Genomic DNA, 25578 nt, shown 5'->3' on the forward strand with positions numbered 1-25578 from the left:
AGACGCGCGCCTTGGGGGGCGATGACGTGCGTCTCAGGTGGCGATTCCGTCGAGCACCATCGACGTGTACTGTTCGGCGATCTCGGCCGCGCTCTTGCGTCCCTCGGGCCGGAACCAGACGGCGGCCACCCAGACGGTGTCGCGGACGAACCGGTAGGCGACGGGCACGTCGAGGCCGGCCCGGAAGCTGCCGTCGGCCACGCCGCGTTCCAGCGTGCGGGTCCACAGTTTCTGGAACCGTTCCTGGGAGTCGGCCAGGTAGCGGAACCGCTCCTGGGAGGCGAGGCGGCGTGCTTCCTTCTGGTAGATGACGACGGCGGGGCGGTGCCGCTCCATCTGCCGGAACGACTCGGTGACCAGGCCTTCGAACGTGGCGCGTGGTGACGTGCCGGTCTCCTCGATCCGCTGGTAGCCCTCCCACAGGTCGGTCAGGAAGGCGCTGAGGATCTCGTCCGCCATCGACTCCTTGGAGTCGAAGTGGTAGTAGAGGCTGCCCGCGAGCATTCCGGCGCGGTCCGCGATGGTGCGGACGGTCGTGGCGTTGTAGCCCAGCTCCGCGAACACCTCGGCCGCGGTCGCGAGCAGTTCGGCCCGGCGCCCGGCGCCGTGGGGGGTCTTCTTCGGCGTCACCATGCGTCCATTGTCCGTCGGGCGGCGTACGCGCCGGCCACGCCCGTTGCCGGCCTCACGGACCACACAGGGCTCTCGGGCATCACGAACCTCACGGGTGGCGGCTGCTGACGGCGACCGTCTCGCCCGTCATGTACGAGGAGTAGTCGCTGGCCAGAAAGACGATCACGTTGGCGACCTCCCACGGTTCCGCGTACCGGCCGAACGCCTCCTGGGAGGTCAGTTCGGTCAGCAGCTCGGGGGTGGTGACCTTCGCCAGGTTCTCGTGCATGGCCAGGGAGGGTGAGACGGCGTTGATCCGTACGCCGAGTTCGGCGGCCTCCAGCGCGGCGCAGCGGGTGAGCGCCATGACGCCTGCTTTGGCCGCCGCGTAGTGCGCCTGGCCGCGCTGGGCGCGCCAGCCGACGACCGAGGCGTTGTTGACGATGACTCCGCCGCCGGGCTGGTCGCGCATCGTCCGCAGGGCCGCGCGGGTGCAGCGGAAGGTGCCGTTCAGTGTGACGTCCAGGACGCGGGACCACTGCTCGTCGGTCATCTCCACCACCTCGGCGGTGCCGCCGAGCCCCGCGTTGTTGACGAGCACGTCGACGCGGCCGTGGTGGGTGGTGCAGGCGTCCAGGAGGGCACGCACCTCGTCCTCGTCGGTGACGTCGCAGCGCTCGGCGTGTACCCGCTCGGGCCCGAACTCCGCTGCCAGGGCCCGTGCGCTCTCGCCGAGACGGCGTTCGTGGGTGTCGCCGATGACGACGCCCTCGGCGCCTTCTTCCAGCACGCGGCGGGCCGTCGCCCCGCCGATCCCGCTCCCGGCGGCGGCGGTGACGACGACGGAGCGGCCGGTCAGCAGCCCGTGCGGGGCTGGGCAGGCGGGCGGGGTGCTGCTCGCTCGGATCACGCGGAGCCCCTTCTGTGGTGGTCGCGGTCTTCCCGGTTGTGCGGTGTCCCCCGGTTGTGCGGTCTTCCCCGGTTGTGCGGTCTTTCCCGGTTGTGCGGGGGCGCGGTCTGCCCCGGTGCTGCGGGGGTCGCGGTTGGCTCCGCCGCCGGGTGGGTCTCGACGTGCTGTCGGGGCCAAGCTAATCTACCAAACACTTGTTAGGGAAGCCCTCGCCGAGGAGAGCACGCGAGCACCGAGGAGAGCAGCCCATGCCCGACGGCACCGAGAAGAACCCCGGCGCGGCCGACGTCGTGACCTACGAGCGCGTCGGCGCGGTCGCCCGCGTCACCCTCAACCGGCCCGACTACCGCAACGCGCAGAACTCCGCGATGACCTACGCGTTGGACGCGGCCTTCCAGCGCGCCGCCGACGACGACGAGGTCCACGCGCTCGTCCTCGCCGGCGCGGGCAAGCACTTCAGCGCGGGACACGACATCGGAACCCCCGAACGCGACGCCCACCTGAGCTTCCCCCGCAAGGCGGGCCTGTGGTGGGACCACGTCGGCAAGGAGGGCGCCGACGCGCGGTACGCCCGCGAGTCCGAGGTCTATCTGGGCATGTGCCGCCGCTGGCGCGAGCTGCCCAAGCCCGTCGTCTGCGCCGTGCAGGGCGCCTGCGTGGCCGGCGGACTGATGCTCGCCTGGGTGTGCGACCTGATCGTGGCCAGCGAGGACGCCTTCTTCGCCGACCCGGTCGTGCGCATGGGCATCCCCGGCGTCGAGTACTTCGCCCACCCCTGGGTGATGGGTCCGCGCATCGCCAAGGAGTTCCTCTACACGGGGGAGAGGATGAGCGCGCGGCGGGCGTACGAGATCGGGATGGTCAACCGCGTCGTCCCGCGCGCCGACCTCGCGGCCGAAGCCGACGCGCTGGCCGCCCGTATCGCCGGGATGCCGCGCTTCGGGCTCGCCCTCACCAAGCGCGCCGTCAACCAGGCCGAGGACCTGATGGGCCTGCACAGCGGGCTCGACTCCGTCTTCGGACTGCACCACGTGGCGCACGCGCACAACGCCGAGACCGGGGCCGACTCGCTCGGCGGCATGGACGCGCGCGGGATGCGGGACGCGGCACGGCGCGCCGCGGGGCCCGCGGCCGAAGCACCGGAGGGAGCCTGACCATGGATATGGACCTCACCCCGGCCGAGGAGGCGTTTCGGGCCGAGGCGCGGGCCTGGCTCGCCGCGCACGTGCCCGCCGAGCCGCTGCCCTCCCTGGAGACGGCCGAGGGCTTCGCCGCCCACCGCGACTGGGAACGCCTGCTGTACGACGGCGGCTGGTCGGTCGTCTCCTGGCCCCGCGCCTTCGGCGGCCGTGAGGCGAGCCTGACCGAGTGGCTGCTCTTCGAGGAGGAGTACTACGCGGCGGGCGCTCCGGGGCGCGTCAGCCAGAACGGCATCAACCTCCTGGCCCCCACTCTCTTCGCCCACGGCACGAAGGAGCAACTGGCCCGCGTCCTGCCCGCGATGGCCTCGGGGGAGACGATCTGGGCCCAGGCCTGGTCGGAGCCGGAAGCGGGATCCGACCTGGCGTCGCTGCGCTCCCGCGCCGAGCGCACCGGCCGCGACGGCGGCGGCTGGCTGCTCAGCGGTCAGAAGACGTGGTCGTCGCGGGCCGCGTTCGCCGACCGCGCCTTCGGGCTCTTCCGCACGGACCCCAAGGCGGAGCGGCACCGGGGGCTGAGCTATCTGATGTTCCCGCTGGACGCGGAGGGCGTCACCGTGCGGCCCATCGGGCGGCTGGACGGGAAGCCCGCCTTCGCGGAGATCTTCCTCGACCGCGTGTTCGTGCCGGACGCTGACGTCATCGGCGAGCCCCAAGCGGGCTGGCGCGCCGCCATGTCGACCGCGGGCAACGAGCGCGGACTCACGCTGCGCTCACCCGGGCGGTTCACGGCCGCGGCCGCACGCCTGCGGGGGCTGTGGCGGGAGTACGCCGACCCGGCAGACACCGCGCGGGCCGGGCAGGTGGCCGACGTGTGGATCAAAGCCCGCGCCTACCAACTGGCGGGCTACGCGGCCGCGTCCGCGCCCGAGGACCCGGAGGCCGCCGTCCCCTCCTCCCTCAACAAGCTCTTCTGGTCCGAACTGGACATCGAACTCCACGACGCCGCTCTGGACCTGCTCGGACCCGGCACCGCCGAGATCACCGAGGGGCTGAAGGAGTCCGCCTGGCTGGACGGCTGGACCTTCGCACAGGCGGGCCCCGTCTACGCCGGGACCAACGAGATCCAGCGCGACATCGTCGCCGAGCGCGTGCTCGGCCTGCCGAGGGGACGCTGAACAGCCATGCGCCTGCTGCCCGACCAGGACCAGACCGCCTACGCGCGCACCGTGCGCGGGATCCTCGCCGACGCCTCGCCGCCCCAGGTCGCCCGCGCCTGGGCCGCGGGCGACCACGCGCCCGGGCGCGCCCTGTGGCGCTCCCTCGCCGCGACCGGCCTGCCGGCGCTCGCCGTGCCCGAGGAGCACGGCGGGATCGGCTGGTACCCCGTGGAACTGGCCGCCGCCTTCGTCGAGATCGGCCACGCAGGAGCACCGGGGCCGCTCGCCGAGACGGTCGCCGTGGCGGCTGCGCTGCCGGACACCCCCGCCTGGAGCGAGGAGTTGCTGACGGGCGGGAGGCTGGCGACGGTCACCGACCCGGCGGGCCCCGGCTACGCGGTCGACGCCCACGCCGCGGACGCCGCGTACGTCCTGACGCACGAGGCCGGCGCGGCACCCGTGCGCGGGGACGGCGCCCCGGGGCCGGGGGGCGGGAGTCCGGCCGCTGGCGCGCGCCCCTCGGCGCTCTTCGCCGCCGCCTCGTGCGGCGCCCCGCTGCCGTCCGTCGACCCGGCCCGGCGCCTGATCCGGTGCGCCCCGGGCGAGGCGGTGCCGGGCGACACCGGACGCCTACGGGCACTGGCGACGCTGTTGACGGCGGCGCAACTGCTGGGCGCGGGTCAGGCGCTGCTCGCGGGCAGCGTGGAGTACGCCGGGGCGCGGCACCAGTTCGGGAGGGCCATCGGTTCCTTCCAGGCCGTCAAGCACCAGTTGGCGGACGTCGCCGTCGCGCTGGAGTTCGCGGTGCCGCTGCTGCGCGGCGCGGCGCTGGCCGTTCGCGGGGACGCGGCGGCGGACCCGCGCGACCTGCCCGCCGCCAAGGCGGCCTGCGCGCGGGCCGCCCACCGCGCGGCCCGCACCGCGCTCCAGGTGCACGGCGCCGTCGGCTACACCGACGAGTACGACCTCACGCTGCTCCTCCGCAAGGCCCATGCCCTGCGGACGGCGTGGGGCACCGAGGCCGCCTGCCGGGCCGCCGTCCTCGCGGACAGGCTGCTGCCCGACTGACCCCGTCCCGCCGGGGACTCCGCGGCGGGCCGCCCGCGTGCGGCGGCTCGTCCCGGTCACCGGGCGCGCGCCTGTCAGCGCCGCGCCGGCCTCCCTACGTTCACGGCATGCGACTGATGATGAGGGCCCCGAGAGCCCCGAGGGGCCGGAAACGTGCGCGGGTCGGTGCGGCCGTCGGCGTCGTCGTCCTGGTGGCGGCAGGGTGCGGCGACGGGTCCCGCCAGGGGCGCGCGGAAGCGGCCCCGGGGGTCATCCCGTTCACCTCGGCGGTGGTGACCGACCACGCGGACGGCACCTCGACGGTGCGGTGGTCGGCCCCGGGAGCGGGATCGGTCACCGTCTACGCCGAGGGGGAGGGAGAGGACGAGGGGAAGGGAGCGGGAGAGGGCCGGGAGGAGGGGGACGGGGGTGGCCGCGTCGCCGTGGGGGAGGCACGCGACGCGGTCACGCTGCGGGCCGGCGAGCAGGACGGGCGCCGGTGGTTCCGGCTGGTGCCCGACAGGGGCCGATCCCTGCGGCTCGCGGACCGCTCCCTCGGCCTCGACTCCGTGCCCAACTTCCGTGACGCGGGCGGGTACCGCACGGCGGACGGGCGCTGGGTGGCGATGGGCAAGCTCTACCGTTCGGCGAGCCTCGACCGGCTCTCCGCCGCCGACCGCCGCACACTGCGCCGCCTCGGCATCGACCCCGTGCTCGACCTGCGCACCGCAGGCGAGGCACGCAAGCAGCCCGACGCCCTCGGCGAGGGGGAGCGGCCGCGGCGGCTCGACGTGCTGGGCGGCGGCGAGTCCCTCGCCAACACCCAGCCCACCTCGGCGGACCACGCCCGCACCCTGCTGCGGGACTCCTACGCAGACTTCGTCGCCGCGAAGACCGGCCGCGCGGCCTACCGCGCCCTGTTCGCCGAGGCCGCGGACCCGGACGGCGAGGCGGTCCTCTACCACTGCACCGCGGGCAAGGACCGCACCGGCTGGGCCTCGGCCGCCCTCCTCACCGCACTGGGCGTGCCCCGCTCCACCGTCGTGCGCGACTACCTGGCCTCCAACCGCTACCTGACCGCCTACAACCGCCAGGCACGCGCCCAGCTGCCCGACGCGGTGGAGGACGCCTACGAGCCGCTGCTGGGCGTGCGGAAGACCTACCTCGACGCGTCCTTCGCGCGCGTCGACCACGACTACGGCACCTTCGACCACTACCTGGCCGCGGGCCTGCGCCTGGCCGACGACGACCTTGCGGCCCTGCGCGACGAACTCCTGGTGGGCGAACCGGAGTCCTGACGGTCCGGTGGCCCGATGGCCCGGCACGCCCGTGTGCGGGAGGCGGGCGGGTTCAGCTTCCGAGGAAGGCGAGCAGGTCCTCGTGGAAGCGCTCCTTGTCCCCGGGCACCAGGGCGAGACCGTGGGAGCCGCCCTCGTAGACCTTCAGCGTCGCGTCCGGGAGGAGGTCCGCCGCCCTGCGGGCCGTGGCCTCCAGCGGCACGATCCGGTCGTCGTCGCCGTGGACGAGAAGGGTGGGCACGGTGAACCGCCGCAGATCCTCGGTGAAGTCCGTGTACTGGAAGGCCGTCACACAGTCGACGCCGGCCTTGATGCTCTGGTGCATGGCCATGTACCAGAAGGCGTCCCTGTTGCCCTGGGTGGCGCGGGAGCCGGGGGCGTCGGCGCTGAAGAACTGCCCGGCCAGCTCCTGCCAGTACTGCGAGCGCTCCCGCAGGATGCCGTTCCTGATGTCGTCGAACGCCTCACCCGGTACGCCCTCGGGGTTGCCGTCGGAGCGCAGCATGGCGGGCGTGATCGCCGACAGCAGCACCGCCTTGCTGACCCGCGCCGCGCCGTGCAGCCCGATGTAGCGGGCCAGTTCGCCCCCGCCCATGGAGTGTCCGACCAGCACCACGTCCCGCAGGTCGAGGTGGGTGAGGAGGCAGTTGAGGTCCTCGGCGAAGGTGTCGAAGTCGTAGCCGTCCCAGGGCTGTGCCGAGCGGCCGTGGCCGCGGCGGTCGTGGGCGATGCCGTGGTAGCCGTTCTCGGCGACGAGCTTCAGCTGGTCGTCCCAGGCGTCGGCGTCGAGGGGCCAGCCGTGGATGAAGACGACCGCGGGGCCCTCGCCCCAGCTCTTGTAGAAGATCTCCGTACCGTCGCGGGCCGTCACGGTGCTCATGGGCGCCTCCTCGCACGGGTCACAGACCACGGGTCACGCGTTCCGTACGACGCTAGGCCAAAAGGAGGAAGCCCGCAAAAGGTACGGGAGTGCTCAAAAGCGTGGGAGGGGCGCGGGTGACCTGGGCGTCACGGGGGGGGGGAGGCGTCACGTCCGGGAAGCCAGCCGCTCCCGCAGCCAGGCCGCCGCCTCGTCCAGAGCCTCGCGGGCCTCGGGGAGCAGGCCGAAGAAGGCGAGGAAGCCGTGGAAGACACCGGGCACGGTGCGCTGCCGCGCGCACGGCAGCCGGTCCGCGTAGGCCAGGCCCTCATCGCGCAGCGGGTCGCACCCTGCGGTCAGCACGTAGGCAGGCGGCATGGCACGCAGCTCCTCGTCCGCGGCCAGTGACGGCGCCGTACAGGGCGTGGGGGCGGCGCCCGCGAGGTAGTGGCCCCAGTACCAGCGCATGTCCGAGGTGGTCAGGAAGTACCCGCCGGGGTCGCCGTAGGTCCGCATGGAACCCGTGGCCAGCCGCGGGTCCAGCGCCGGATACACCAGCAGCTGCGCCACCGGCAGGGTGCCGCCCCGCCGCGCGGCGAGCAGGCAGGCCGCGGTGGCCAGCGCGCCGCCCGCGCTGTCGCCCGCGACGGCGATCCTTCCCGGGTCGCCGCCCTCCTCGTCCCGTATCCGCTCGGCGGCCCAGCGCAGCACCGCGTACGCGTCCTGGACGGCCGCGGGCGCCGGGTGCTCGGGGGCACGCCGGTAGTCGACGGAGACGACCAGCGCGCCGGTCAGGTGGGCGAGTTCGCGGCAGAGCCCGTCGTGGGTGTCCAGATCGCACAGCACCCAGCCGCCGCCGTGGAAGAACAGGAGGGTGGGCGCCCGGCTGCCGGGCGTGTCCGCCGGCCGGTAGACGCGGACCCGCACGGTGGTGCCCGGGGCGGCGCCCGGTATCGCCCGGTCCGTGACCGAGGCGAGCGGACGCGGCACACCCGACGACCGCGCCGCCACGCGCCGCTGCTCGCGCACATCGGTGCCGGGCCCCAGCTCGCCGAACGCCTCGCGCATCGCGTCCACGACCCCGCGCGCCGCCGGCGTCAGCTGATCGTGCACCTGCGCCGCGGACGCCGTCGCGCTCTCGGGCCGCGCGGCCGACGCTGCCGCGCTCTCCGCCCGCGCCGCCGCTCCCGCGCTCTCCGCCCGCCGCTCGCTCGTCGGGTCGCAGGGCCTTCCCTCGCTCATCGGGCCGCCAGTCCGCCGTCGACGGCGAACTCCGCGCCGGTCACGTACGAGGAGGCGTCCGAGGCGAGGAAGAGCACCATGCGGGCCACGTCCTCGGGGGTCCCGATACGCCGCATCGGCACGTTGGGGTACGCGCGCTCGCGCACCCGCTCCCCGCCGCCCGTCACCCCGGCGATCATCGGGGTGTCGATCATGCCGGGGTGGACGGTGTTGACGCGCACCCGGTCGGCGGCCACGTCCAGCGCCGCGGATTTGGTCATCCCGCGCAGCCCGGACTTGGTGGCCCCGTAGGCGGCGTGCCCCGGTATGCCGGCCAGGCCCGCCGTGGAGGAGATGTTGACGACGGAGCCGCCGCCCGCCTCGCGCATCGCGGGCAGCACGGCGCGCATCCCGAGGAAGGGGCCGAGCAGGTTGACGTCGAGGAGTGTGCGGAACCACTCCTCGCTCTCCTCGCCGACCGGCGCCGTGTGCCACAGTGCCGCGTTGTTGACCAGGACGTCGAGACGGCCGTACCGCTCTGTCGCGGCGGCCACGACGCGGTCCCAGTCGGCGGCGCGGGAGACGTCCTGGCGCACGAAGAGCGCCGCGTCCGCGCGGCGCGTCGCCGTACCGATGGCCGCGGCCACCTCGGCGCCGCCCGCCTCCTGCACGTCGGTCAGTACGACGCTGGCCCCCGCGGCGGCGAGAATCCGCGCGTGTGCGGCGCCCTGGCCGCGGGCCGCACCGGTGACGACCGCGACACGGCCGCTGAGGTCGTAGGGCGAGTCCGCGCGTTCCGCGGGATCCGCACGTTCCGCGGGATCCGCGGGGAGCGTCGGGAGCGCGGGCTCGTGCGGGGAAGGGGCGGGAGAGGACGCGGACCCCTGCCGGGCCTGCCCGCTCACGCTTCCGCGCCCGCGTCGTGCGTCCGGAACCGGGGGATCACGTGTTCGCCCCACTGCCGGATCGTCTCCATGCACGCCTCCTGCGGCACGGTGCCCATCTGGATGAGGCACATCACCTCGTCCACGCCGATGTCGGCGAGCTGTCGCACGTAGTCGACGGCGCGGGCCGCGTCACCGTACGCGTGCTCGGCGTTGAAGGTGCCGGTGTCCACCGGGCGGGCCGGGATGTCGGCCTCGTGCAGCTTGGCGACCAGTTCCTCGCGGTCCTTGGCCATGGCCGCCACGTGGTCGCTGTAGCCGAGGGACTCGGCGTAGGCCGTCGGCGCGGGCGCGTTGCCGTACCAGTGGGCGATCGATTCGGCGAAGAAGCGCTGGCCGCGGGCGCCGAGGCGGAGCGCCAGGTCGGCGTCGTCCAGCACCACCGTGGGACAGAGCGCCGAGAGGTGGTCGTTGGCGCTGTCGGAGACGAAGCGCTCGCCGCTGCGGGCTGCGCGCGCGTCGTCGTAGACCTTGCGCATCGCGCGGACGTCGTCGGCTCCGGCGAACCCCATCACCAGGGCGCCGATGCCGAGTTCGGCCGCCAGCTTCAGCGTGTCGTGCTTGCTGCACGCCATGAACAGCGGCGGATGCGGGGCCTGTACGGGGCGGGGGAGGACGGCACCGGGGCCGATGTCGAGCGAGCCGTGCCACTCGAACCGCTCTTCGCGCCAGGCGGCGGAGAAGATCCGCAGCGCCTCCTCCAGCTGCGGATACGTGTCCTCGGGCCGTACCCCGAACATCGACATCTCCTGCTTGGTGGCCCCACGCCCCGCCCCGATGTCGACCCTGCCGCCGCTGAGGACGTCCAGCATCGCGGCCCGTTCGGCCACCCGCACCGGGTGCTGGTAGCCGAACGGCATGGTCACCACGCCGTGGCCGATCCGGATGCGCCGCGTCCGTGCCGCGACCCACGTCAGGAAGATCTCCGAGGCCGACATGTGCGCGTACTGGGCGAGCGAGTGGTGTTCGACCGCCCAGACGCGGTCGAACCCCATCTCCTCGGCGAAGACGGCCTGCTCGACACAGTCGTGCAGGACCTGCCGCTCCTGGGCGGGCGAGGGGTCCGCCAGTTGCGCTTCAAAGATCATCGAGAACTTCATGAGGTATTACTAACAGGAACACCTCCCTCGCCGAGCGAGACGTGTCACTGACCGGGATGCGGCCTTACGAGGCCTTGAGGGGCCTTGAGGACGCTTGAGGAAGCGGTCTGACGAGGCGCCGCCCCGCGCGAGCGCGGATCCCGCCCGAGGCCGCCCGCGCGCCTCACACCATGCGGCGCAGCGCCGTCTCCACGGCGTCGATCAGCGGATCGCCCTCGGAACGCGGGTGCCGTGCGAGGCCGAGCTCGACGTCCGGCAGGGTGGGCAGGGCGTCGGCCTCGCGGCACGCCATGGCCGGTTCGCGGTTCGCGGGCAGCAGCGCGGCGACGCCCAGCCCCGCCCGTACCGCGGCGAGCACACCGGCCAGGCTGTTGCTCTCGAACGCCACCCGCCAGGGCCGACCGGCCCGCTCGAGGGTCTCCAGCACGGAGGTACGCCAGGCGCACGTGTTCGAGAACAGCACCACGGGCAGCGGATCGGCGGTCACCTCCACCCCCTGGCCGACCGCCCAGACCAGCGGGCGGCGCACCGTCCAGCGCGGCGGTCCGGGAACGGCCGGCACCTCGTTGAGCACGAGGTGGACGCGGCCCGTGTCGTAGGCCTCCCGCATCGCGGCGTGGGACAGGTTGAGCACCTCCAGCCTCGCGCCGGGGTGCAGCCGGGCCAGATCGGCCAGTACCTGCGGGAGCTGGGACGCGGCGAGGTCTTCGAGCAGTCCGACACCGCAGCGGCCGGTGAGCGTGCGCCCGGTCTCGGTGAGGGCCGCTTCCCCGAGCGCGAGGATGCGTTCGGCGTACGGCAGGAGCTCCTCGCCCGCCCGGGTCGGCGACACACCGGACGGCGAACGGTGGAACAGCGGACGGCCGACGGCCCTCTCCAACTTGCGCACCTGCTGGCTGAGCGCGGGTTGCGTATGCCCGAGCGCGGCCGCGGCACGGCTGATGCTGCCCGCCCGCACGATGGCGACGAAGGACCGCAGCCACGCGGTCTCCAGATCCCTGGGCATAACGTTTCCTTATGTCGGCTCCAGCGAATGAACCTCTACCTATGGCATGGCCCGGGATCTAGCGTCACGCGAGTGACCGGATACCGACAGATCCTCGCCGTGCCGGGTATGGCACCGCTGCTGGCCGTTTCCTTCCTCGCCCGCATCGCGATCACGGCCGACGTGATGGCGCTGACGCTGTACGTCGTGCTGGGACTGGAGTTGAGCTACGCGGCGGCCGGCGGCGTCGCGGCGGCTCTCACCGCGGGCCTGGCTCTGGGCGGGTCGCTGCTCGGCCGCGTGCTCGACCGGCGGGGTCTGCGCCCCGTGCTGCTGCTGACCGTCGCGGCGCAGGCCGTGTTCTGGCTGAGCGTGCCGGTCCTGCCGTACGGGGCCCTGGTGGGTGCCGCCCTCGTGGCGGGCCTGCTGATGGTGCCGGCCCAGCCGGTGACCAGGCAGGCGATCGCCGCCATGACGACGGCGCGACAACGCAGGGCCGCGTTCGCGCTGGAGGCGGTGCAGGGCGAACTGTCGTACATGGTGGGCCCGGCGGTCGTGATCCTGTGCGCCGCGCGGCTGCCCCCCGGCGCGGTGGCGTGGGGCCTCGGCGCCGCGATCGTCGCGGGCGGAACCGGGATCGCCCTCCTCGACCCGCCACTGCGCGCCGAGGGCGGGAGCGATCTCGGGCCCGGTACGGGCGCGGAGGCCCGTACAGGTCGCGCGGCTGAACGGCCCCCGCGCCGGGAGTGGCTCGGCGCCCGCATGATCGCCGTACTGACGATGGCGTGCGGTACCACGATGCTGCTGGGCGGTGTCGACCTCGCCCTCGTCGCCACGCTCGAAGCAGCCGGACAGGTGTCCTGGGCCTCCGTGGTCGTGGCGGTGCTCGGCGTGGCCTCCGTCGTCGGCGGGCTGATACACGGTGCGCTGTCCCGGTCGCTGCCCACATGGTCGCTGCTGGGACTGCTCGGGCTCGTGACGATCCCGGCGGGGCTGGCACACCAGTGGCCCTGGCTGTGCGTGGCCGTCGCCTGCACCGGGTTCTTCGCCGCGCCGACCCTTTCCGCCGTGACCGACGCGGTGAGCAGGCTGGCGCCGGCCGGCGTGCGCGGTGAGGCGACAGGCCTGCAGTCCGCGGCGCAGAGCGCGGGTCTCGCGCTCGGCTCCCCGCTCGTCGGGGTGGCCGTCGACGTCTCCGCCCCGGCCGGCGGCTTCGCGGCGGCCGGACTGGCGGGCCTCGCCGCCGCGTTGACCGGCCGCCTGCTGTCCCGCCACCGCCCGTCTCCTGGGCCGTCGGCTCCGGCTGGTCACCAGAGCGGGACGGGGGTGCGGGGGCCCGGCCCACTGCCCCCTGGCTCACGGAGCCCGACGGCGTAGAGTCGGCCGCCGGGACGGAATCCGGCGGGCGCCGGTACGGAAGGTGCGGTACGCGGCGGCGTACGGCGTACGAAAGGCGTGCGGGGCACGATGACGGAGGAGAGCACGGGGACGGACGACGCGGCGCCGAAGGGCGGTCGCACCGCCCAGCGACGTCCGCTGCCGCCGACCAGCTGGGCGGTACTGGGGCTGCTCTCCTTCGAACAGGAGCTGTCCGGCTACGACCTGAAGAAGTGGGCCGACTGGTCGCTGAGCTTCTTCTACTGGTCGCCCTCCTTCAGCCAGATCTACGGCGAGCTCAAACGCCTGGAGGGGGCCGGTTACGTCACCTCGCGCAGCGTCCCGCAGGCGACGGGCAACCGCGACAAACGGGTCTACTCGATCACCGACGCGGGCCGCGGTGCCGTCCGGGAGTGGGCCCGCGGCGCGGCCGTCGAACCGCCCGTGCTCAAACACGGCGTGATGCTCCGCATCTGGCTCGGCCACCTTTTGGAGGAGGACCAGGCCCGCGACATCCTGCGCGAACACCAGGCCAACGCCGACAAGATGGTGCACCGTGCCAGGCTGGACGCCGAGGGGGCGGAGAAGGAACCCTCGTGGGCGTACCCGCGGCTGGTGCTGCGTTGGGCGGAGCGCTACTACGAGGCCGAGCGCCGGCTCGCCGAGGACATGCTGGCCGACCTCGACGAACTGGCGCGGGAACGGGACGCGCCGCCGGGCCACGGGGAGCCCGGCGCGTAGCGTCGGCTCACCGCTCCGCTCGTCACCGCTCCGCTCGTCACCGCTCCACGCGCGCGACCCCCTCCCTGTTCGTCACCACACCCGCTCGTAGGTCGTCCTGCTGACCCCCGAGGGGTACTCGTCGGTGGTGACGGGACGGAACGCCGTCGGGGAGAACGCCCCGTCGAAGAGCGGGACGCCGGCGCACGCCACGATCGGGTTGCGCTTGATGATCAGCTCGTCGATCTCCGCCAGCAGAGCGGCCGCCAGCTTTCCGCCGCCGACCAGCCAGATGTCGCCCCCCTCCTGCTGCTTCAACTCCCGTACGACCTCGGCCGGGTCGCGGTCCGCCACGATCTCCACGGCCGGGTCCTGGCCGGTCAGAGTGCGGGAGAAGACGATCTGACGCAGGTGCGCGTAGGGGCTGGTGACCCCCTCGTTCAGGCCCGGTTCGTAGCTGCCGCGCCCCATCAGCGCCACGTCGAACCTGCGGTTGGGCCGGTCCGGGAGGCCCAGTGCCGAACGGGCCTGCGTGGGGACGGTCTCGGGCAGGTCCTCCCAGATCGCGGCGGCCAGGTCGTCGAATCCGTCGGGGATGGGGAAGAAGTCGAACTCTCCCTCTGGCCCCGCGATGAAGCCGTCGAGCGTGACGGCGACGTAGTAGACGAGCTTGCGCATGGGTGCCCCCTGATGGTCGCTTCACCTGGACTGCTGCGAGCGAACTACTTCACGTGCACTACTCCAATTGCACCACTTCGCTTGCAGTGGTGTGAACGTAGTACTGCGACTACAGTGGTGTCAAGAAGAATCAAGTGCGTTCCCGGCGGAGGCAGGAGACCAGTCATGCGGCAGAACACCGAGCGGCGCGCGGCGCTGCTCGACGCGGCCATCGAGGTACTGGCCCGTGAGGGCTCACGCGGGCTGACGCTCCGCGCCGTCGACAAGGAAGCGGCCGTTCCCACCGGCACGGCGTCCAACTACTTCGCCCACCGCGGCGACATGCTCACCCAGGTCATGCGCCGCACCCGCGAACGCCTCACCCCCGACGAGGCGGTGGTGGCCGAACGGATGAGCGCCCCACGCACCCTCGCCCTCGAAGTCGAGCTGATGCACGACGTGGTGGGCCGGATGCGCGCCGACCGCAGCAGCTACCTGGCGATGATGGAACTGCGCCTGGAGGCCACCCGGCGGCCCGAGTTGTACGAGGAGCTGACGGGCTTCCTGCGGGACGAGTTCAACGGCCTGATCGCCTACCACAACGAGATCGGCATGCCGGGCGACGACATGGGCGTCGCCCTCCTCTACCTGGCGATGACCGGCCTGCTCGTGGACGAGATGACGCTCCCCGACATCCTGAGCGCTCCGTACGACGTGGACCGCCTCATCGCGGCGATGGTGCCCCGGGTGTTCGGTGACAGCGTGCCCGGCGCGGACGGGTAGCCCCGGAGGCACCCCGCGCGGACCGGACTTCGCCCGGGCGCCGGGGGCCTGGACGACCTGTGCCCGCCTCGCCGGGCGGCTTTCCGCCACCGCGCCGCGGGTGTCACCCGGTGAACTCGGTCAGCGGGGCCCGGGGCGGTGGCAGGCGGGCGTCAGTCCGTGCTGTCGTCGAACCAGGTGTCGAGCACGGAGTCGAGGTCGTCGGACCACGTCTTGACCTGCTTGCGGGAGGGCGCCTCGACTTCCGCGTCGAAGCGGCGGTGTCCTGTCGTACAGACGCAGATCCGGAAGCGGCGGCCGAACCGGGGGGCGCCGATCTCCACGGCGCCGATCTCGCTCCACTCGAATGCGGCCTCCGCGTCGTCGAGGCGAAGCGTCACGCCGCGGCCGTCCACGATGATGGCGGACCGGCGGTCCGAGACCTCGAACGAGGGCCCCTCGGGAGGCTCCTCCTCCCGCTCCTCGTCCTCGTCCTTCTCCTCATCCTCGTCCGCGTCGCTGTCGGCCTCCGTGTCGGCGTCGACTTCGGTGTCGACTTCGGAGTCGGAGTCGGAGTCGGCGTCGTCGTGGTCCGCCTCGGCGGGCTCCGTCGTCCGCTCCTCGTCCTCGCTCCCGGTGTCGGGTTTGCGCGATGATGCCGCCCCTTCGCCGGATTCCTTGTCCGCGGGGGCGACGGCGAGGGTGTCGAGGCCGGGGACGAACGTCGGGTCCGTGCCTGCGCTGAGCACGGCGGGCTCGGCTGTGTCAGGTCGTTGCTCCACGAGGCCAGTATGGCGACACGACCTGTGCGTCGTTCAGCGCCCCCTGTCCGCGCTCACGCCGCGTGCGTCCCGTACACCCCGTACGTGCGCCGGAAGTAGAGCAGGGGGCCTGCTTCGCGGGGCTGGTGGAGGGCGGTGACGCGGCCCACGGCGATGGTGTGGTCGCCGCCGGGCAGCTCGGTTTCGAGAGCGCATTCGACGACGGCGAGGGCGCCGTCGAGGAGGGGGGCGCCGTTGCGTCCCGGGCGCCAGGCGACGCCGGCGAACTTGTCGCCGCCGCTGACGGCGAACGAGCGGGAGAGGGCGTGCTGGTCCTCGGCCAGGATGCTGACGGCGAAGTGGCCCGCTGTCCGGATGCGCGGCCAGCTCGTCGAGGTCCGGGCGGGGGCGAAGCAGACCAGCGGCGGGTCGAGGGAGAGGGAGGCGAAGGACTGTACGGCCATGCCGGCCGGTGCGCCGTCGCCGCCCGCCGCGGTGACGACCGCGACGCCCGTGCAGAAGCTGCTCATGACCTGACGCATCAGCTCGGGGCCGACGGCCACGGGCGCTGCGGCGGACCCGCTCTGGGCGGCCGTCGCGGGGGATGTCGCACTCATTGGGACGCTCGCTTCCGTGGAGACCGATACCTGTGAGAGAGGTATTCCTAATCGAAATACCTCTCCGGGCAATCCGGATTGAAAACCGCCCTCGCCGCCGCGTCAACCCCCTCGTCCCGCACGGTGATTCGAAAGGCCCCCGCCATGACCGCACGCGCCGACCGGCCCGTCCGTCCAGCCCGGCCCGCTCACCCCACGCGCCCTGTTCCCCCTGCTCACGCTGAGTCCGCCGGTGCTGCGGCGGCCGCCGCCCCGCAGGGACCCGTCCCGCAGGGACCCGTCCCGCAGGGGGCCGGCGGGACGCGGCCGCCGGCGACCCTCGCCGAGCTGACCGCCTTCGCCGCGCAGGCTTACCCCGGGCGGGTGGCGCTGGTCGAGTACCCGGACGGCGAGGGGGCCGGGAGGGAGGGCGGGGAGGTCCGCTGGAGCTTCGCCACGCTGCGCGCCCACGTCGTACGCAGTGCGAAGGCGGCCCTCGCCCACGGGCTGCGCAAGGGCGACCGGGTCGCCGTGTGGGCCCCCAACTCGCGGCACTGGATCACCGCCGCGCTCGGTGCCGTCAGCGTGGGCGCCGTCCTCGTACCGCTGAACACGCGCTACAAGCCGGCCGAGGCCGCCGACATCCTGCGCCGCTCCCGCGCCCGCTTCCTGTTCACCGTCGGCTCGTTCCTCGGCACCGACTACGCCCGCTCCCTCGCCGAGTCGGGCGAGCCGCTGCCCGACCTGGAGTCGACGGTCACGCTGCCCACCTGCGAGTCCGCTCCGCCGGGTGGCGGGGCGGTCACGCTGCCCACCTGCGAGTCCGCTCCGCCGGGCGGTGGCGCGCAGTGGCCCGCCCTCCCGTACGCCGCTTTCCTCGACCGCGCGGCGGGCGTCGGCGACCCGGAGTACGCCGCACGCGCCGCCGCCGTCACCCCCGACGACCTCTGCGACATCCTCTACACGTCGGGAACCACCGGGCGACCCAAGGGGGTTGAGATCACGCACGGTCAGACGCTGGAGGCGTTCACCGAGTGGGCGCGGGCGGTCGGACTGCGCGAGGGTGACCGCTACCTGCTGCTCAACCCGTTCTTTCACACCTTCGGTTACAAGGCGGGCGTGCTGGCGTGCCTGCTGACCGGGACGACGATGGTGCCCGAGGCCGTCTACGACGCGGGCCGCGCCCTGCGCCGCGTCGCCGGGGAAAGCGTCAGCGTGCTGATGGGGCCGCCGACCGTCTTCCACACCCTCATCGACCACCCCGACCGCCCCACCAGTGACCTGTCCTCGCTGCGGCTGGCCGGGACGGGAGCAGCCGGGGTACCCGTCGACCTGGTGGCGCGGATCAGGCGGGAGCTGGGAGCTGCGGAGGTGTTCACCGCGTACGGGCTCAGTGAGTCCGCCGGTGTCGCCACCGTCTGTCCCACCTCCACCGACGCGGCCACCGTGGCGGGCACCGTGGGACTGCCGCTGCCCGGAACCCAGGTGCGGATCGTCACCGCCGACGGCACCGAGGCGGCCCCCGGCGAACCGGGGGAGATCCGGCTGCGGGCGCGTCACGTGATGCGCGGCTACTGCGACGATCCCGAGGCGACTGCCGCTGCCTTCGACGCGGAAGGCTGGCTGCGCACCGGAGACGTCGGCCGCCTCGACGAGCGCGGCTACCTCACTCTCACCGACCGGCTCAAGGACATGTACATCGTGGGCGGATTCAACACCTACCCCGCAGAGATCGAACAGGCGCTGCGCGGGCACCCCGACGTGGCCGACGTGGCGGTGATCGGCGTACCGGACGCGCGCCTGGGCGAGGTCGGCGCGGCCTACGTCGTGCCCCGAGACGGTGCGGACGCCGCCGCGCTGGAGGGCCGCCTCGCCGGCTGGGCCCGCTCCCGGCTCGCCAACTACAAGCTGCCCCGTACCGTCACGGCCGTCACCGCGCTGCCCCGCAACGCCTCGGGCAAGGTCCTCAAGAACGCGCTGCGCGCCCGCCACGCGCCCACCGGAGTGCCCGGCCAGGAGCGGTGACGCGTCCGACGGCTGGTGCGGCTGCCCGGCCGGCCCCTGCCCGGCCGGCCCCCCGCGGGGCCTCCCACCCACCGGGAAGAGCCGTGAGCGCGCACCGGGGCCCGCGCATAACGTCCCCGCATGAGCCGTATGAACCGTGTGAGCAGCGGCGGCCCGGCGGGCGGCCGGACCGGCGAGGACACCCGAGGGGCGCACACCGAGGCGTCGCGTACCGAGACGTCTCATACCTACGACGTCGTCGTCATCGGCTCGGGCGCCGGCGGCCTGGCCGCGGGGGTGACGGCGCGGCTGCGCGGCCTCTCGGTCGTCGTCCTGGAGAAGACCCCGCTGTACGGGGGCACCACCGCGCTCTCCGGCGGCGCACTGTGGATACCCGACAGCTTCCACCTCGCCGAGGCGGGACTCGGTGACAGCCGCGCCGCGGGGCGCGCCTATCTGGACGCCACCGTCGGCGACCGTGTACCGGCCGCCCGCAAGGAGGCGTATCTGGACCAGGGGCCGCGCATGGTGCGCGAGTTCCACGACCGCACCGACGTCAGATTCGTCCACACCGATGGCTACAGCGACTACTACCCCGAGCGTCCCGGCGGCTTCGCACGCGGCCGCTCCATCGAGCCCGAGATCTTCGATTTGAACCGGCTGCCCGCCGCCGAGCGGGCCCTGATGCGCCGCGCCGCGCTGCCCACCTACGGGCTCACCCTCACCTCCTACGACTTCCGCTACCTCAACATGGTCGCCCGCACCTGGGCGGGCAAGCGCGCCTCCCTGCGCGTGGGGCTGCGCGCCGCCCGCGCCCTGGCCGACGGCAGCAAGCCCATCGCCCTCGGGGAAGCCCTCATCGCCCGGCTCCGCCGCTCCCTCGGTGTCCTGGGCGGCCACCTGTGGCTGGGCGCCCCCATGACGCGGCTGCTGACCAACGAGGCGGGCCGCGTGAACGGCGTGCGCGCCCGGCACGACGGGCGGGACGTCACCTTCCGCGCCCGGCGCGGCGTCGTCCTGGCCTCCGGCAGCTTCGCCAGGGACCAGCGGCTGCGGGAGCGCTACCTGCCCGCTCCGACCCGCGCCGCATGGAGTTCCGCCCCCGAGGGCAACGACGGCGACGGCCTGCGGGAGGGCCTGCGGCTGGGCGCGGGCGTGGACCTGATGGAGAAGGTGTGGGGCGCCCCCTCGGTCGTGGTCCCCGGCAGGGAGGCGCCCTTCTTCCTCGTCGCCGACCGCGGCATCCCCGGCATGGCCGTCGTGGACGGGCGCGGCGAGCGGTACGTCAACGAAGCCGCCCCCTACCACGAGTTCGTCGACGCGATGTACGCGCACCGCGAGAAGACCGGCGCCGAGACCGCGCCCTCCTGGCTCGTCCTCGACGCCCGGTCCAAGGCCCGCTACCTGTTCATGGGCCTCTTCCCCGGCCGGCCCTTCCCCCGCGAACTGGTCCGGAGCGGCTTCGTCAAGAAGGCCGGCACGCTGGAGGAACTGGCGGCCGGGATGGGCGTCCCCGCCGACAGGTTCGCCCGTACGATCGCACGCTTCAACACCTTCGCCCGCCAGGGCAGCGACGCGGACTTCGGCCGCGGTGACAGCGCCTACGACCGCTACTACGGCGACCCCACCCTCCTCAACCCCAACCTCGCCCCCCTCACCAAGCCGCCCTACTACGCCGTCCCCGTCGTCCCCGGCGACCTGGGCACCAAGGGAGGCCTCACCACCGACGAACACGCCCGGGTGCTCCGCGAGGACGGCAGCGTCCTCGACGGCCTCTACGCGACGGGCAACGCCTCGGCCGCCGTCATGGGTGAGACCTACCCGGGCCCGGGTGCCACCATCGGGCCGGCGATGACCTTCGCCTATGCCGCGGTCGGCCACATGACGGGCGGCGCGGCGGACACCGCACGCGGGTGAGACACAGGGGCCCGGAACCGCCGTGCCCCGTCACGCGGTGGTGCCCTCCTTCCCCGCTTCGCCCGCAACCTTCCGTTCCGTGCGGTCCTGCGTGCCCTCCCTTCCGGCGCGCCCGTGCACCGGCGTCGTGGCGTCCCACGGGAGCGTCGCGCTGAGGCGGAAGTCCGCGCCGTCCCAGCCGTGTACGAGGGTGCCTCCCGCCAGCTGGGCGCGTTCGGTCAGACCGATGAGGCCCAGGCCGGCCCCGGGAACCTCTGCCTGCGGGCCGCCGCGGCCCGCAGGGTTGCGGACCTCGACGGTCAGGCCGCGCCCCGAGGCGCCGCGCACGGTCACCGAGACGGGCGTCCCGGGCCCTGCGCCGTGCTTGCGCGCGTTGGTCAGCCCCTCCTGGACGATGCGGTACGCGGTGCGGCCCGTCACGGTGGGCGCGTTCCCCAGTCCGCCCGCCACGTCGAGGTCGAGGCTGACGCGGGCACCGGCCCGCCGTGACTCGTCCGCGAGCTGCTCCACGTCGGCGAGCACCGGCTGGGGATGGTCCACCTGTTCGGGCGCCCGCAGCACGCCGATGATCTCCCGCAGGTCCTGCAGCGCCTGGTGCGCGCTCTCCCGGATCACACCCGCCGCCTGTGCCACCTGCGCGGGATCGCCGCGCGGATTGAACTCGAGCGCTCCGGCGTGGACGCTCAGCAGCGAGAGCCGGTGGGCCAGAACGTCGTGCATCTCGCGTGCCACGTCCTCGCGGGCCTCGCGCCGTGCGTCGGCCGCCGCGTGCTCGGCCCGCTCGCGGAGCGAGGAGAGCAGCTCCCTGCGGGAGCGGACGTACAGCCCCCAGCCCAGCGCCCCGGCGAGCAGCACGAAGTAGGTGAGCGCGGACTCGGTCCTGGGGTCCCCTGCCGCCGGGCCGCTCGCGAGGAGGACCGGCACCGGCGCGTAGGCGAGCGCCGCCACCCACGCCGTCACCCGCGGCGGCCTGCTGACCGCGACGGTGAACAGCGCGACGAGGATCGGCCCCGTGACGAAGTGCGAGAACGGCTCGGCCACCAGCAGCACGACTGCGAGCTGCACCGGCCACCGGCGCCGCAGAAAGAGTGCCGCGCAGGCGAGCCCGCCCCGCAGCTGGTCGAGGAAGAGCGCCGTCGGGGAGGTGCCCGGGTCGAGGGCGACCGCGTCGGTGCTCAGCACCAGGAAACACCCGGCGAACAGGAACGCGCCGATGTCCACCGCCCAGTCGCGTGCGCTGCGGCGCCCCGTCCGCCGGACACCGGCGCCGCTGATGTGCTCAGACCCCATGCTGTGAAATGTACGGTCGCAGCCGGGCCACTGTCCCCGCCGGGCCGCAGGCGGAGACTTCGGTAGGGTCGGGCGGCGACTTCGGTAGGACTGGGCGCAGACATCGGGAGGACCGGGCGGCGACTTCGGTAGGACACGGACGCTCCCTATCGCGGACTTCCGCCGCCCTTTCCGCTCCCGAAGCCCGATCCCCTCAAGCCCCGGCCGCCGCCAGTCTGCGGGTATGAAGAAACTTCTCGGCTTCGTCGCCTTCGTCCTCATCGCGCAGGGAGCGGGCGGCATCGCCCACATGTTCATCGGCTGGTTCGACAAGTGGGCCCTCGTCGACCACCTCGCCTTCCTCGACGGCTACGAGATCTACGTCTGCGTGCTGCTCATCGCCCTGGGCCTCGCGGTCGGCGCCGCGTCGGACGCCGTCGGGCGACACGAGTGACGAAGGGATGGCCCCGCCGCGACGGTGTGAGGGCCGCGCGACGACCGGGGGCCTGCGCCACGACCGTGCGGCCGGGAGTGCCGGGTCCGACGCGCGGGCACGGAGGAGAGCATGGACTTCGATGTCGACGCCTTCCTGGAGCGGCCCCTGACGGCGCGGGTCGCCACCCACGGAGCGACGGGGCCGACGGTGCGGCCGGCCTGGTTCCTGTGGGAGGACGGCGCGTTCTGGATCCTCACAGGCCCCTGGGCGCGGCTGCTCCCGCTGGTGCGGAAGGAGCCCCGAGTGGCGCTGGTCGTGGACGAGTGCGACCTGGCCACCGGGTTGGTCCGCCAGGTGATCGGGCGGGGCACCGCTGAGGTGGTGCCCTTCGACGTGCCGCGGGGCCGGCGGAAACTGAGCCGGTACCTGGGCCCCGACGAGGCCGGCTGGGACGAGCGGTTCGTCCGCTACCTCCGCGACGACCCCGAGCAGCGCGGCACGGTGTGGCTGCGCCTGCGCCCGGACCGGCTGGTGGCCAAGGACCTCAGCTATGTGCCCTCCCGGCCCGGCATACCCTGGGACGACGGCCGCAGGCCGCGCCCGTTGTCCCGTGACCGCCCCGCGGTCACGCATCCGACCAGGAGCAGAACCGTGTACTTCACCGACCGTGGCATCGAAGAGCTGGAGAAGAGGCGCGGCGAGGAAGAGGTCAGCCTCGCGTGGCTGTCCGAGCAGCTGCGGACCTTCGTCGATCTGAACCCGGACTTCGAGGTTCCGGTGGAGCGGCTCGCCACCTGGCTGGCGCGACTGGACGACGAGGACGACGAGGACGACGACGACGAGAACGAGGACTGAAGGCGCCGGCGCCGAGGGTCGCCCGGGGGCGGCCGGGCCCGCCGCCCTCACTCGCGAGGGGGGTTGCGTCTGTCGCGACACACGACATATCGTGTTCTTCGAGAGACGCGATATGACGTTGCCGTGTGCGGAGGCGCAGGCGGGGTGTCGCGCAGCCGCGCGATGTGCCGTGGCCGCGCGCCGCGCCGCGCCGCGCGTACGGCAGCGCCGAGCCTGGGAGGCCGCCGTGCCCGTATCCGACGACCGGTCGTGGCAGATCACCGAGCCGTGGCGGATCGACTTCGAGGACCCCGTCACGGAGTTGGACGTGCGCGTGGTGGGCGGGACGGTCAACGTGGTCGGCACCCAGGAGACGGCCACCCGCGTCGAGGTGGGCAAGGTCGAGGGGCCGCCCCTGCTCGTGCGACGTGAGGGCGGCCGGCTGGTCGTCGCCTACGAGGACCTGCCCTGGGGCGGCTTCCTCAAGTGGCTCGACCGCAAGGGCCGGCGTCGCAAGGCGGAGGTGTCGGTGCGGGTGCCGGCGGATGTCGCGCTGTCGGTCGGAGTGGTGGGGGCCACCGCCGTCGTCTCCGGCATCCACGGCAGCACACAGGTGGCCGGCGTCTCGGGTGCGACGACACTCGTCGGACTGCGGGGTCCGGTGACGGCCGAGACCGTCTCGGGGGACGTCGAGACGCAGCGGCTGTCGGGGCCGCTGCGCTTCTCCACGGTCTCCGGCGACCTGACGTGCGTCGACGGCGCCCTCGGCGCGCTCACCGCCGACTCGGTCAGCGGCGCGATGATCCTCGATCTGAGCTCCTCCCGGGCGGACGGCCCCGCGGACATCCGGCTGAACAGCGTCTCGGGTGAGCTGGCCGTCAGGCTGCCCGCCGACGCCGACCTGACGGTGGAGGCGCAGAGCGCGGGCGGCGGCGCCGTCTCCAGCGCCTTCGACGAGCTGACGACCACCGGCTGGGGCTGCCGCAGGCTGACCGGCGCCCTGGGCGGCGGGCGCGGCACCCTGTGGGCCAACAACGTCTCCGGCGGTGTGGCGCTGCTCCGCCGCCCGCCCGAGGCGGACGGCCCGGGGGAGGGCCCGCCTTCCGGCGACCGTGTCGGCGCCGCCCAGGGGGCAGGGGCGGCCGGCGGCACCCGCCCGCCCGGACCTCCGGATGGCTTCGCGACCCGTGGCAACCCCTCCTCGCCGAAGGATCTGTGACATGCCCCCCGTCTTCGCGCACGGCCGACTGCGCCTGTATCTGCTGATGCTCCTCGCCGAGGCGCCGCGCCACGGCTACGAGGTGATCCGTCTCCTCGAAGAGCGCTTCCAGGGCCTGTACGCGCCCTCGGCCGGCACCGTCTACCCGCGGCTGGCCAAGCTGGAGGCCGAGGGGCTCGTCAGCCACACGACCGAGGGCGGCCGCAAGGTGTACGCCATCACCGAGGCAGGCCGGGCCGAACTCGACGGCCGGCAGGCGGAACTGGCCGAGCTGGAGATCGAGATTCGCGACTCCGTGGCGGCGCTCGCCGGCGACATCCGCGAGGACGTCAGCGGGACGGCGGGCGACCTGCGCCGCGAGATGCGCGAGCAGGCACGGACCACCCGCCACCGGTCGAAGCAGGCCCGCTCGGGGAAGGACGCCACCTCGGGATCTGTGAAGGACGCCACCTCGGGGTGGGACAAGCCCGCCGGCTGGGACGACGGCTGGGGCGAGGGCTGGGAGGGGGTCTGGGGCGACAAGGAGGCGTGGCGGCACGCCAAGGAGGAGATGCGCCGGGCCAAGGACGAGTGGAAGGAGCAGGCCCGCAAGGCCAAGGAGGAGGCGCAGCGCGCCAAGCGCCAGGCCAGGAAGGAGCGGGAGGCCCACACCGAGGCGCTGGCCGAGGTGCAGCGGCTCGCCCACCAGGTGCAGGATCAGGTGCAGTCCCGAGTGCAGGCGGGCGACTGGTCGGGGGCCGTTCGCGACGGCATGTCCGAGCTCGCCCGCGGCATGGGCAGCCTGGGGCGGATGACGGGAGCGGCCACGCCCTGGCCGCCGTACGTACGCCCGCACCCGGCCGGTAGCGACCCGGACGCCGAGGCCGAGGCCCCGATGGCCGATTCCACGGGTGACCCGGCCCGCGATCTCGAACGGCTCCTCGACCGCTTCCGGGACGACGTGCGTGACGCCGCCCGCGATCACGGCGTCAACGAAGGGCAACTGCGCGAGGTGCGCCGCCACCTGTCGACGGCCGCCGCCCATATCGGTGTTCTGCTGCGCGGAGCCGAGGCGGGAGCGGACGGTGCCACGGCCGGCACGACCACCGCGTCCAAGGCGACGGACGGCGTCCATGGGGCGAGCGGGGCGGAGGGGAAGAGGGGCTCGCCCGGCGCATGACGCCGCCGCCCACGCTCGCGCGAGCAGCAGCCGTGGATGTTCAATAGGAGGGCGGCGCAGGGCCGTTGGGGTGCGAGCGGCGAGGGGGACGTATGAAGCGGGAGATCCGGGAGATCACGCTGCCGGGCGGTGAGACCCTGCTGGCACAGGTCCGGGTCCTGGACGAGGACGAGGTCCCGCCGGGGGCCGACGAGTTCCAGTACGACGACGTGGGCACACGGGACCAGCTCATCGCGCGGGCCCAGCAGCTCAACGAAGTGATCAGCGGTGTCGGATCGGCCGTGCTGAGGGCGGCACGCCAGGCCCGCCCGGACGAGGTCAGCGCCACGTTCGGCGTCGAGCTGGCCGTCAAGTCGGGTAAGGCCCTCGCGGCCGTCCTCGCCGACGGGGAGGCCAAGGCCTCGGTCTCGGTCACCCTCACGTGGCACGCGGCGCACCAGCGGGACAGTGACGGCGAGGACGGCGGTGACGGTGGGGACGGCACGACGGGAGCCACACGGACCGCGGACGGCACCGCCACACCCGGCACCGCGCCGCAGGGCGGCACCGCGCCGCAGGGCGGGTGACGCGCGGGCGCGGGTGAAGCGCGGTC

25 protein-coding genes and 1 pseudogene are annotated in these 25578 nt (G+C 73.7%); 15 read left to right on the forward strand and 11 right to left on the reverse strand.

Translation table 11 applies throughout. The annotated features are described in order from the left end of the window. Positions 1 to 33: 33 nt before the first annotated feature. A complete protein-coding gene (locus MMF93_RS22505; protein ID WP_114023868.1) occupies positions 34 to 633 on the reverse strand; it encodes a TetR/AcrR family transcriptional regulator in 600 nt (199 codons plus the stop codon). 88 nt (positions 634 to 721) lie between these two features. Continuing rightward, positions 722 to 1522 carry an SDR family oxidoreductase gene (locus MMF93_RS22510; protein ID WP_242757717.1) on the reverse strand — a complete coding sequence of 267 codons (801 nt, stop codon included), beginning with the start codon at positions 1520 to 1522 and terminating at the stop codon, positions 722 to 724. A gap of 248 nt (positions 1523 to 1770) precedes the next feature. Between MMF93_RS22510 and MMF93_RS22515 the strand changes: the two genes are divergently transcribed. The 4 genes from MMF93_RS22515 to MMF93_RS22530 all read left to right on the forward strand — a co-directional run bounded on the left by MMF93_RS22515 (position 1771) and on the right by MMF93_RS22530 (position 6166). Then, positions 1771 to 2676 (forward strand): enoyl-CoA hydratase, encoded by a 906-nt coding sequence (locus MMF93_RS22515; RefSeq protein ID WP_242754298.1) that lies wholly within the window; start codon positions 1771 to 1773, stop codon positions 2674 to 2676. 2 nt (positions 2677 to 2678) lie between these two features. After that, a complete protein-coding gene (locus MMF93_RS22520) occupies positions 2679 to 3839 on the forward strand; it encodes an acyl-CoA dehydrogenase family protein (RefSeq protein ID WP_242754300.1) in 1161 nt (386 codons plus the stop codon). A gap of 6 nt (positions 3840 to 3845) precedes the next feature. Next, positions 3846 to 4889, forward strand: coding sequence for an acyl-CoA dehydrogenase family protein (locus MMF93_RS22525; RefSeq protein ID WP_242754302.1), 1044 nt, complete (start codon positions 3846 to 3848; stop codon positions 4887 to 4889). A gap of 107 nt (positions 4890 to 4996) precedes the next feature. Then, positions 4997 to 6166: a tyrosine-protein phosphatase gene (locus MMF93_RS22530; protein ID WP_242754304.1), complete on the forward strand. Its 1170-nt coding sequence runs from the start codon at positions 4997 to 4999 to the stop codon at positions 6164 to 6166. Between the two features lie 52 nt (positions 6167 to 6218). Here MMF93_RS22530 and MMF93_RS22535 read toward each other — a convergent pair whose 3' ends face one another. From MMF93_RS22535 to MMF93_RS22555, 5 genes are all read right to left on the reverse strand, one after another. Continuing rightward, positions 6219 to 7046 carry an alpha/beta fold hydrolase gene (locus tag MMF93_RS22535; RefSeq protein ID WP_242754306.1) on the reverse strand — a complete coding sequence of 276 codons (828 nt, stop codon included), beginning with the start codon at positions 7044 to 7046 and terminating at the stop codon, positions 6219 to 6221. A gap of 147 nt (positions 7047 to 7193) precedes the next feature. Next, positions 7194 to 8267, reverse strand: coding sequence for an alpha/beta hydrolase (locus MMF93_RS22540; protein WP_242754308.1), 1074 nt, complete (start codon positions 8265 to 8267; stop codon positions 7194 to 7196). After that, entirely contained in the window at positions 8264 to 9151 is an 888-nt protein-coding gene (locus tag MMF93_RS22545; RefSeq protein ID WP_242754310.1) for a glucose 1-dehydrogenase, read from the reverse strand. Before MMF93_RS22545 ends, MMF93_RS22540 begins: the two co-directional genes overlap by 4 nt. After that, positions 9148 to 10290, reverse strand: coding sequence for an LLM class flavin-dependent oxidoreductase (locus tag MMF93_RS22550; RefSeq protein ID WP_242754312.1), 1143 nt, complete (start codon positions 10288 to 10290; stop codon positions 9148 to 9150). Before MMF93_RS22550 ends, MMF93_RS22545 begins: the two co-directional genes overlap by 4 nt. A 163-nt stretch (positions 10291 to 10453) precedes the next feature. After that, complete coding sequence (locus MMF93_RS22555) at positions 10454 to 11296, reverse strand: LysR family transcriptional regulator (RefSeq protein ID WP_242754313.1); 843 nt, start codon at positions 11294 to 11296, stop codon at positions 10454 to 10456. A 72-nt stretch (positions 11297 to 11368) separates the two neighbouring features. Here MMF93_RS22555 and MMF93_RS22560 point away from each other — a divergent pair, with 72 nt between their 5' ends. Further along, positions 11369 to 12652: an MFS transporter gene (locus MMF93_RS22560; RefSeq protein ID WP_242754314.1), complete on the forward strand. Its 1284-nt coding sequence runs from the start codon at positions 11369 to 11371 to the stop codon at positions 12650 to 12652. 90 nt (positions 12653 to 12742) lie between these two features. Beyond that, positions 12743 to 13393, forward strand: coding sequence for a PadR family transcriptional regulator (locus MMF93_RS22565; protein ID WP_242754315.1), 651 nt, complete (start codon positions 12743 to 12745; stop codon positions 13391 to 13393). 72 nt (positions 13394 to 13465) lie between these two features. On the opposite strand, the gene MMF93_RS22570 is transcribed toward MMF93_RS22565, so the two are convergent. Next, positions 13466 to 14050 (reverse strand): dihydrofolate reductase family protein, encoded by a 585-nt coding sequence (locus tag MMF93_RS22570; RefSeq protein WP_242754316.1) that lies wholly within the window; start codon positions 14048 to 14050, stop codon positions 13466 to 13468. Between the two features lie 165 nt (positions 14051 to 14215). On the opposite strand from MMF93_RS22570, the gene MMF93_RS22575 reads away from it, so the two are divergent. Then, positions 14216 to 14812, forward strand: coding sequence for a TetR/AcrR family transcriptional regulator (locus tag MMF93_RS22575; protein WP_242754317.1), 597 nt, complete (start codon positions 14216 to 14218; stop codon positions 14810 to 14812). A gap of 152 nt (positions 14813 to 14964) precedes the next feature. Here MMF93_RS22575 and MMF93_RS22580 read toward each other — a convergent pair whose 3' ends face one another. Beyond that, positions 14965 to 15573: a hypothetical protein gene (locus MMF93_RS22580; RefSeq protein WP_242754318.1), complete on the reverse strand. Its 609-nt coding sequence runs from the start codon at positions 15571 to 15573 to the stop codon at positions 14965 to 14967. 53 nt (positions 15574 to 15626) lie between these two features. Then, positions 15627 to 16169 carry a flavin reductase family protein gene (locus MMF93_RS22585; protein ID WP_242754319.1) on the reverse strand — a complete coding sequence of 181 codons (543 nt, stop codon included), beginning with the start codon at positions 16167 to 16169 and terminating at the stop codon, positions 15627 to 15629. Positions 16170 to 16313: 144 nt separating this feature from the next. Between MMF93_RS22585 and MMF93_RS22590 the strand changes: the two genes are divergently transcribed. Both MMF93_RS22590 and MMF93_RS22595 read left to right on the forward strand, forming a co-directional pair. Further along, complete coding sequence (locus MMF93_RS22590; RefSeq protein WP_423835499.1) at positions 16314 to 18173, forward strand: AMP-binding protein; 1860 nt, start codon at positions 16314 to 16316, stop codon at positions 18171 to 18173. 120 nt (positions 18174 to 18293) lie between these two features. Further along, on the forward strand, positions 18294 to 20069 hold the full coding sequence (locus MMF93_RS22595) for an FAD-dependent oxidoreductase (protein ID WP_242754323.1): 1776 nt from the start codon (positions 18294 to 18296) through the stop codon (positions 20067 to 20069). A gap of 30 nt (positions 20070 to 20099) precedes the next feature. Here MMF93_RS22595 and MMF93_RS22600 read toward each other — a convergent pair whose 3' ends face one another. Next, positions 20100 to 21359 (reverse strand): sensor histidine kinase, encoded by a 1260-nt coding sequence (locus MMF93_RS22600; RefSeq protein WP_242754326.1) that lies wholly within the window; start codon positions 21357 to 21359, stop codon positions 20100 to 20102. Positions 21360 to 21582: 223 nt separating this feature from the next. Here MMF93_RS22600 and MMF93_RS22605 point away from each other — a divergent pair, with 223 nt between their 5' ends. The 6 genes and pseudogenes from MMF93_RS22605 (at position 21583) to MMF93_RS22630 (ending at position 25552) form a co-directional block, all read left to right on the forward strand. Further along, entirely contained in the window at positions 21583 to 21792 is a 210-nt protein-coding gene (locus MMF93_RS22605; RefSeq protein WP_242754328.1) for a hypothetical protein, read from the forward strand. 111 nt (positions 21793 to 21903) lie between these two features. Beyond that, a pseudogene (locus MMF93_RS22610) lies at positions 21904 to 22326 on the forward strand (pyridoxamine 5'-phosphate oxidase family protein); the annotation flags it as partial. 99 nt (positions 22327 to 22425) lie between these two features. Further along, positions 22426 to 22629 (forward strand): DUF6104 family protein, encoded by a 204-nt coding sequence (locus MMF93_RS22615; RefSeq protein WP_242757718.1) that lies wholly within the window; start codon positions 22426 to 22428, stop codon positions 22627 to 22629. A 226-nt stretch (positions 22630 to 22855) separates the two neighbouring features. After that, a complete protein-coding gene (locus MMF93_RS22620) occupies positions 22856 to 23827 on the forward strand; it encodes a DUF4097 domain-containing protein (RefSeq protein WP_242754330.1) in 972 nt (323 codons plus the stop codon). Position 23828: 1 nt separating this feature from the next. Further along, the gene (locus MMF93_RS22625) at positions 23829 to 24986 is read left to right on the forward strand and encodes a PadR family transcriptional regulator (protein ID WP_242754332.1); all 1158 of its coding nucleotides are present in this window, start codon (positions 23829 to 23831) and stop codon (positions 24984 to 24986) included. 92 nt (positions 24987 to 25078) lie between these two features. Then, the gene (locus MMF93_RS22630; protein ID WP_242754333.1) at positions 25079 to 25552 is read left to right on the forward strand and encodes a CU044_2847 family protein; all 474 of its coding nucleotides are present in this window, start codon (positions 25079 to 25081) and stop codon (positions 25550 to 25552) included. The last annotated feature ends 26 nt before the right edge of the window (positions 25553 to 25578 follow it).

This window comes from Streptomyces tubbatahanensis (genome assembly GCF_022699385.1).
GTDB classification, from domain to species: domain Bacteria; phylum Actinomycetota; class Actinomycetes; order Streptomycetales; family Streptomycetaceae; genus Streptomyces; species Streptomyces diacarni.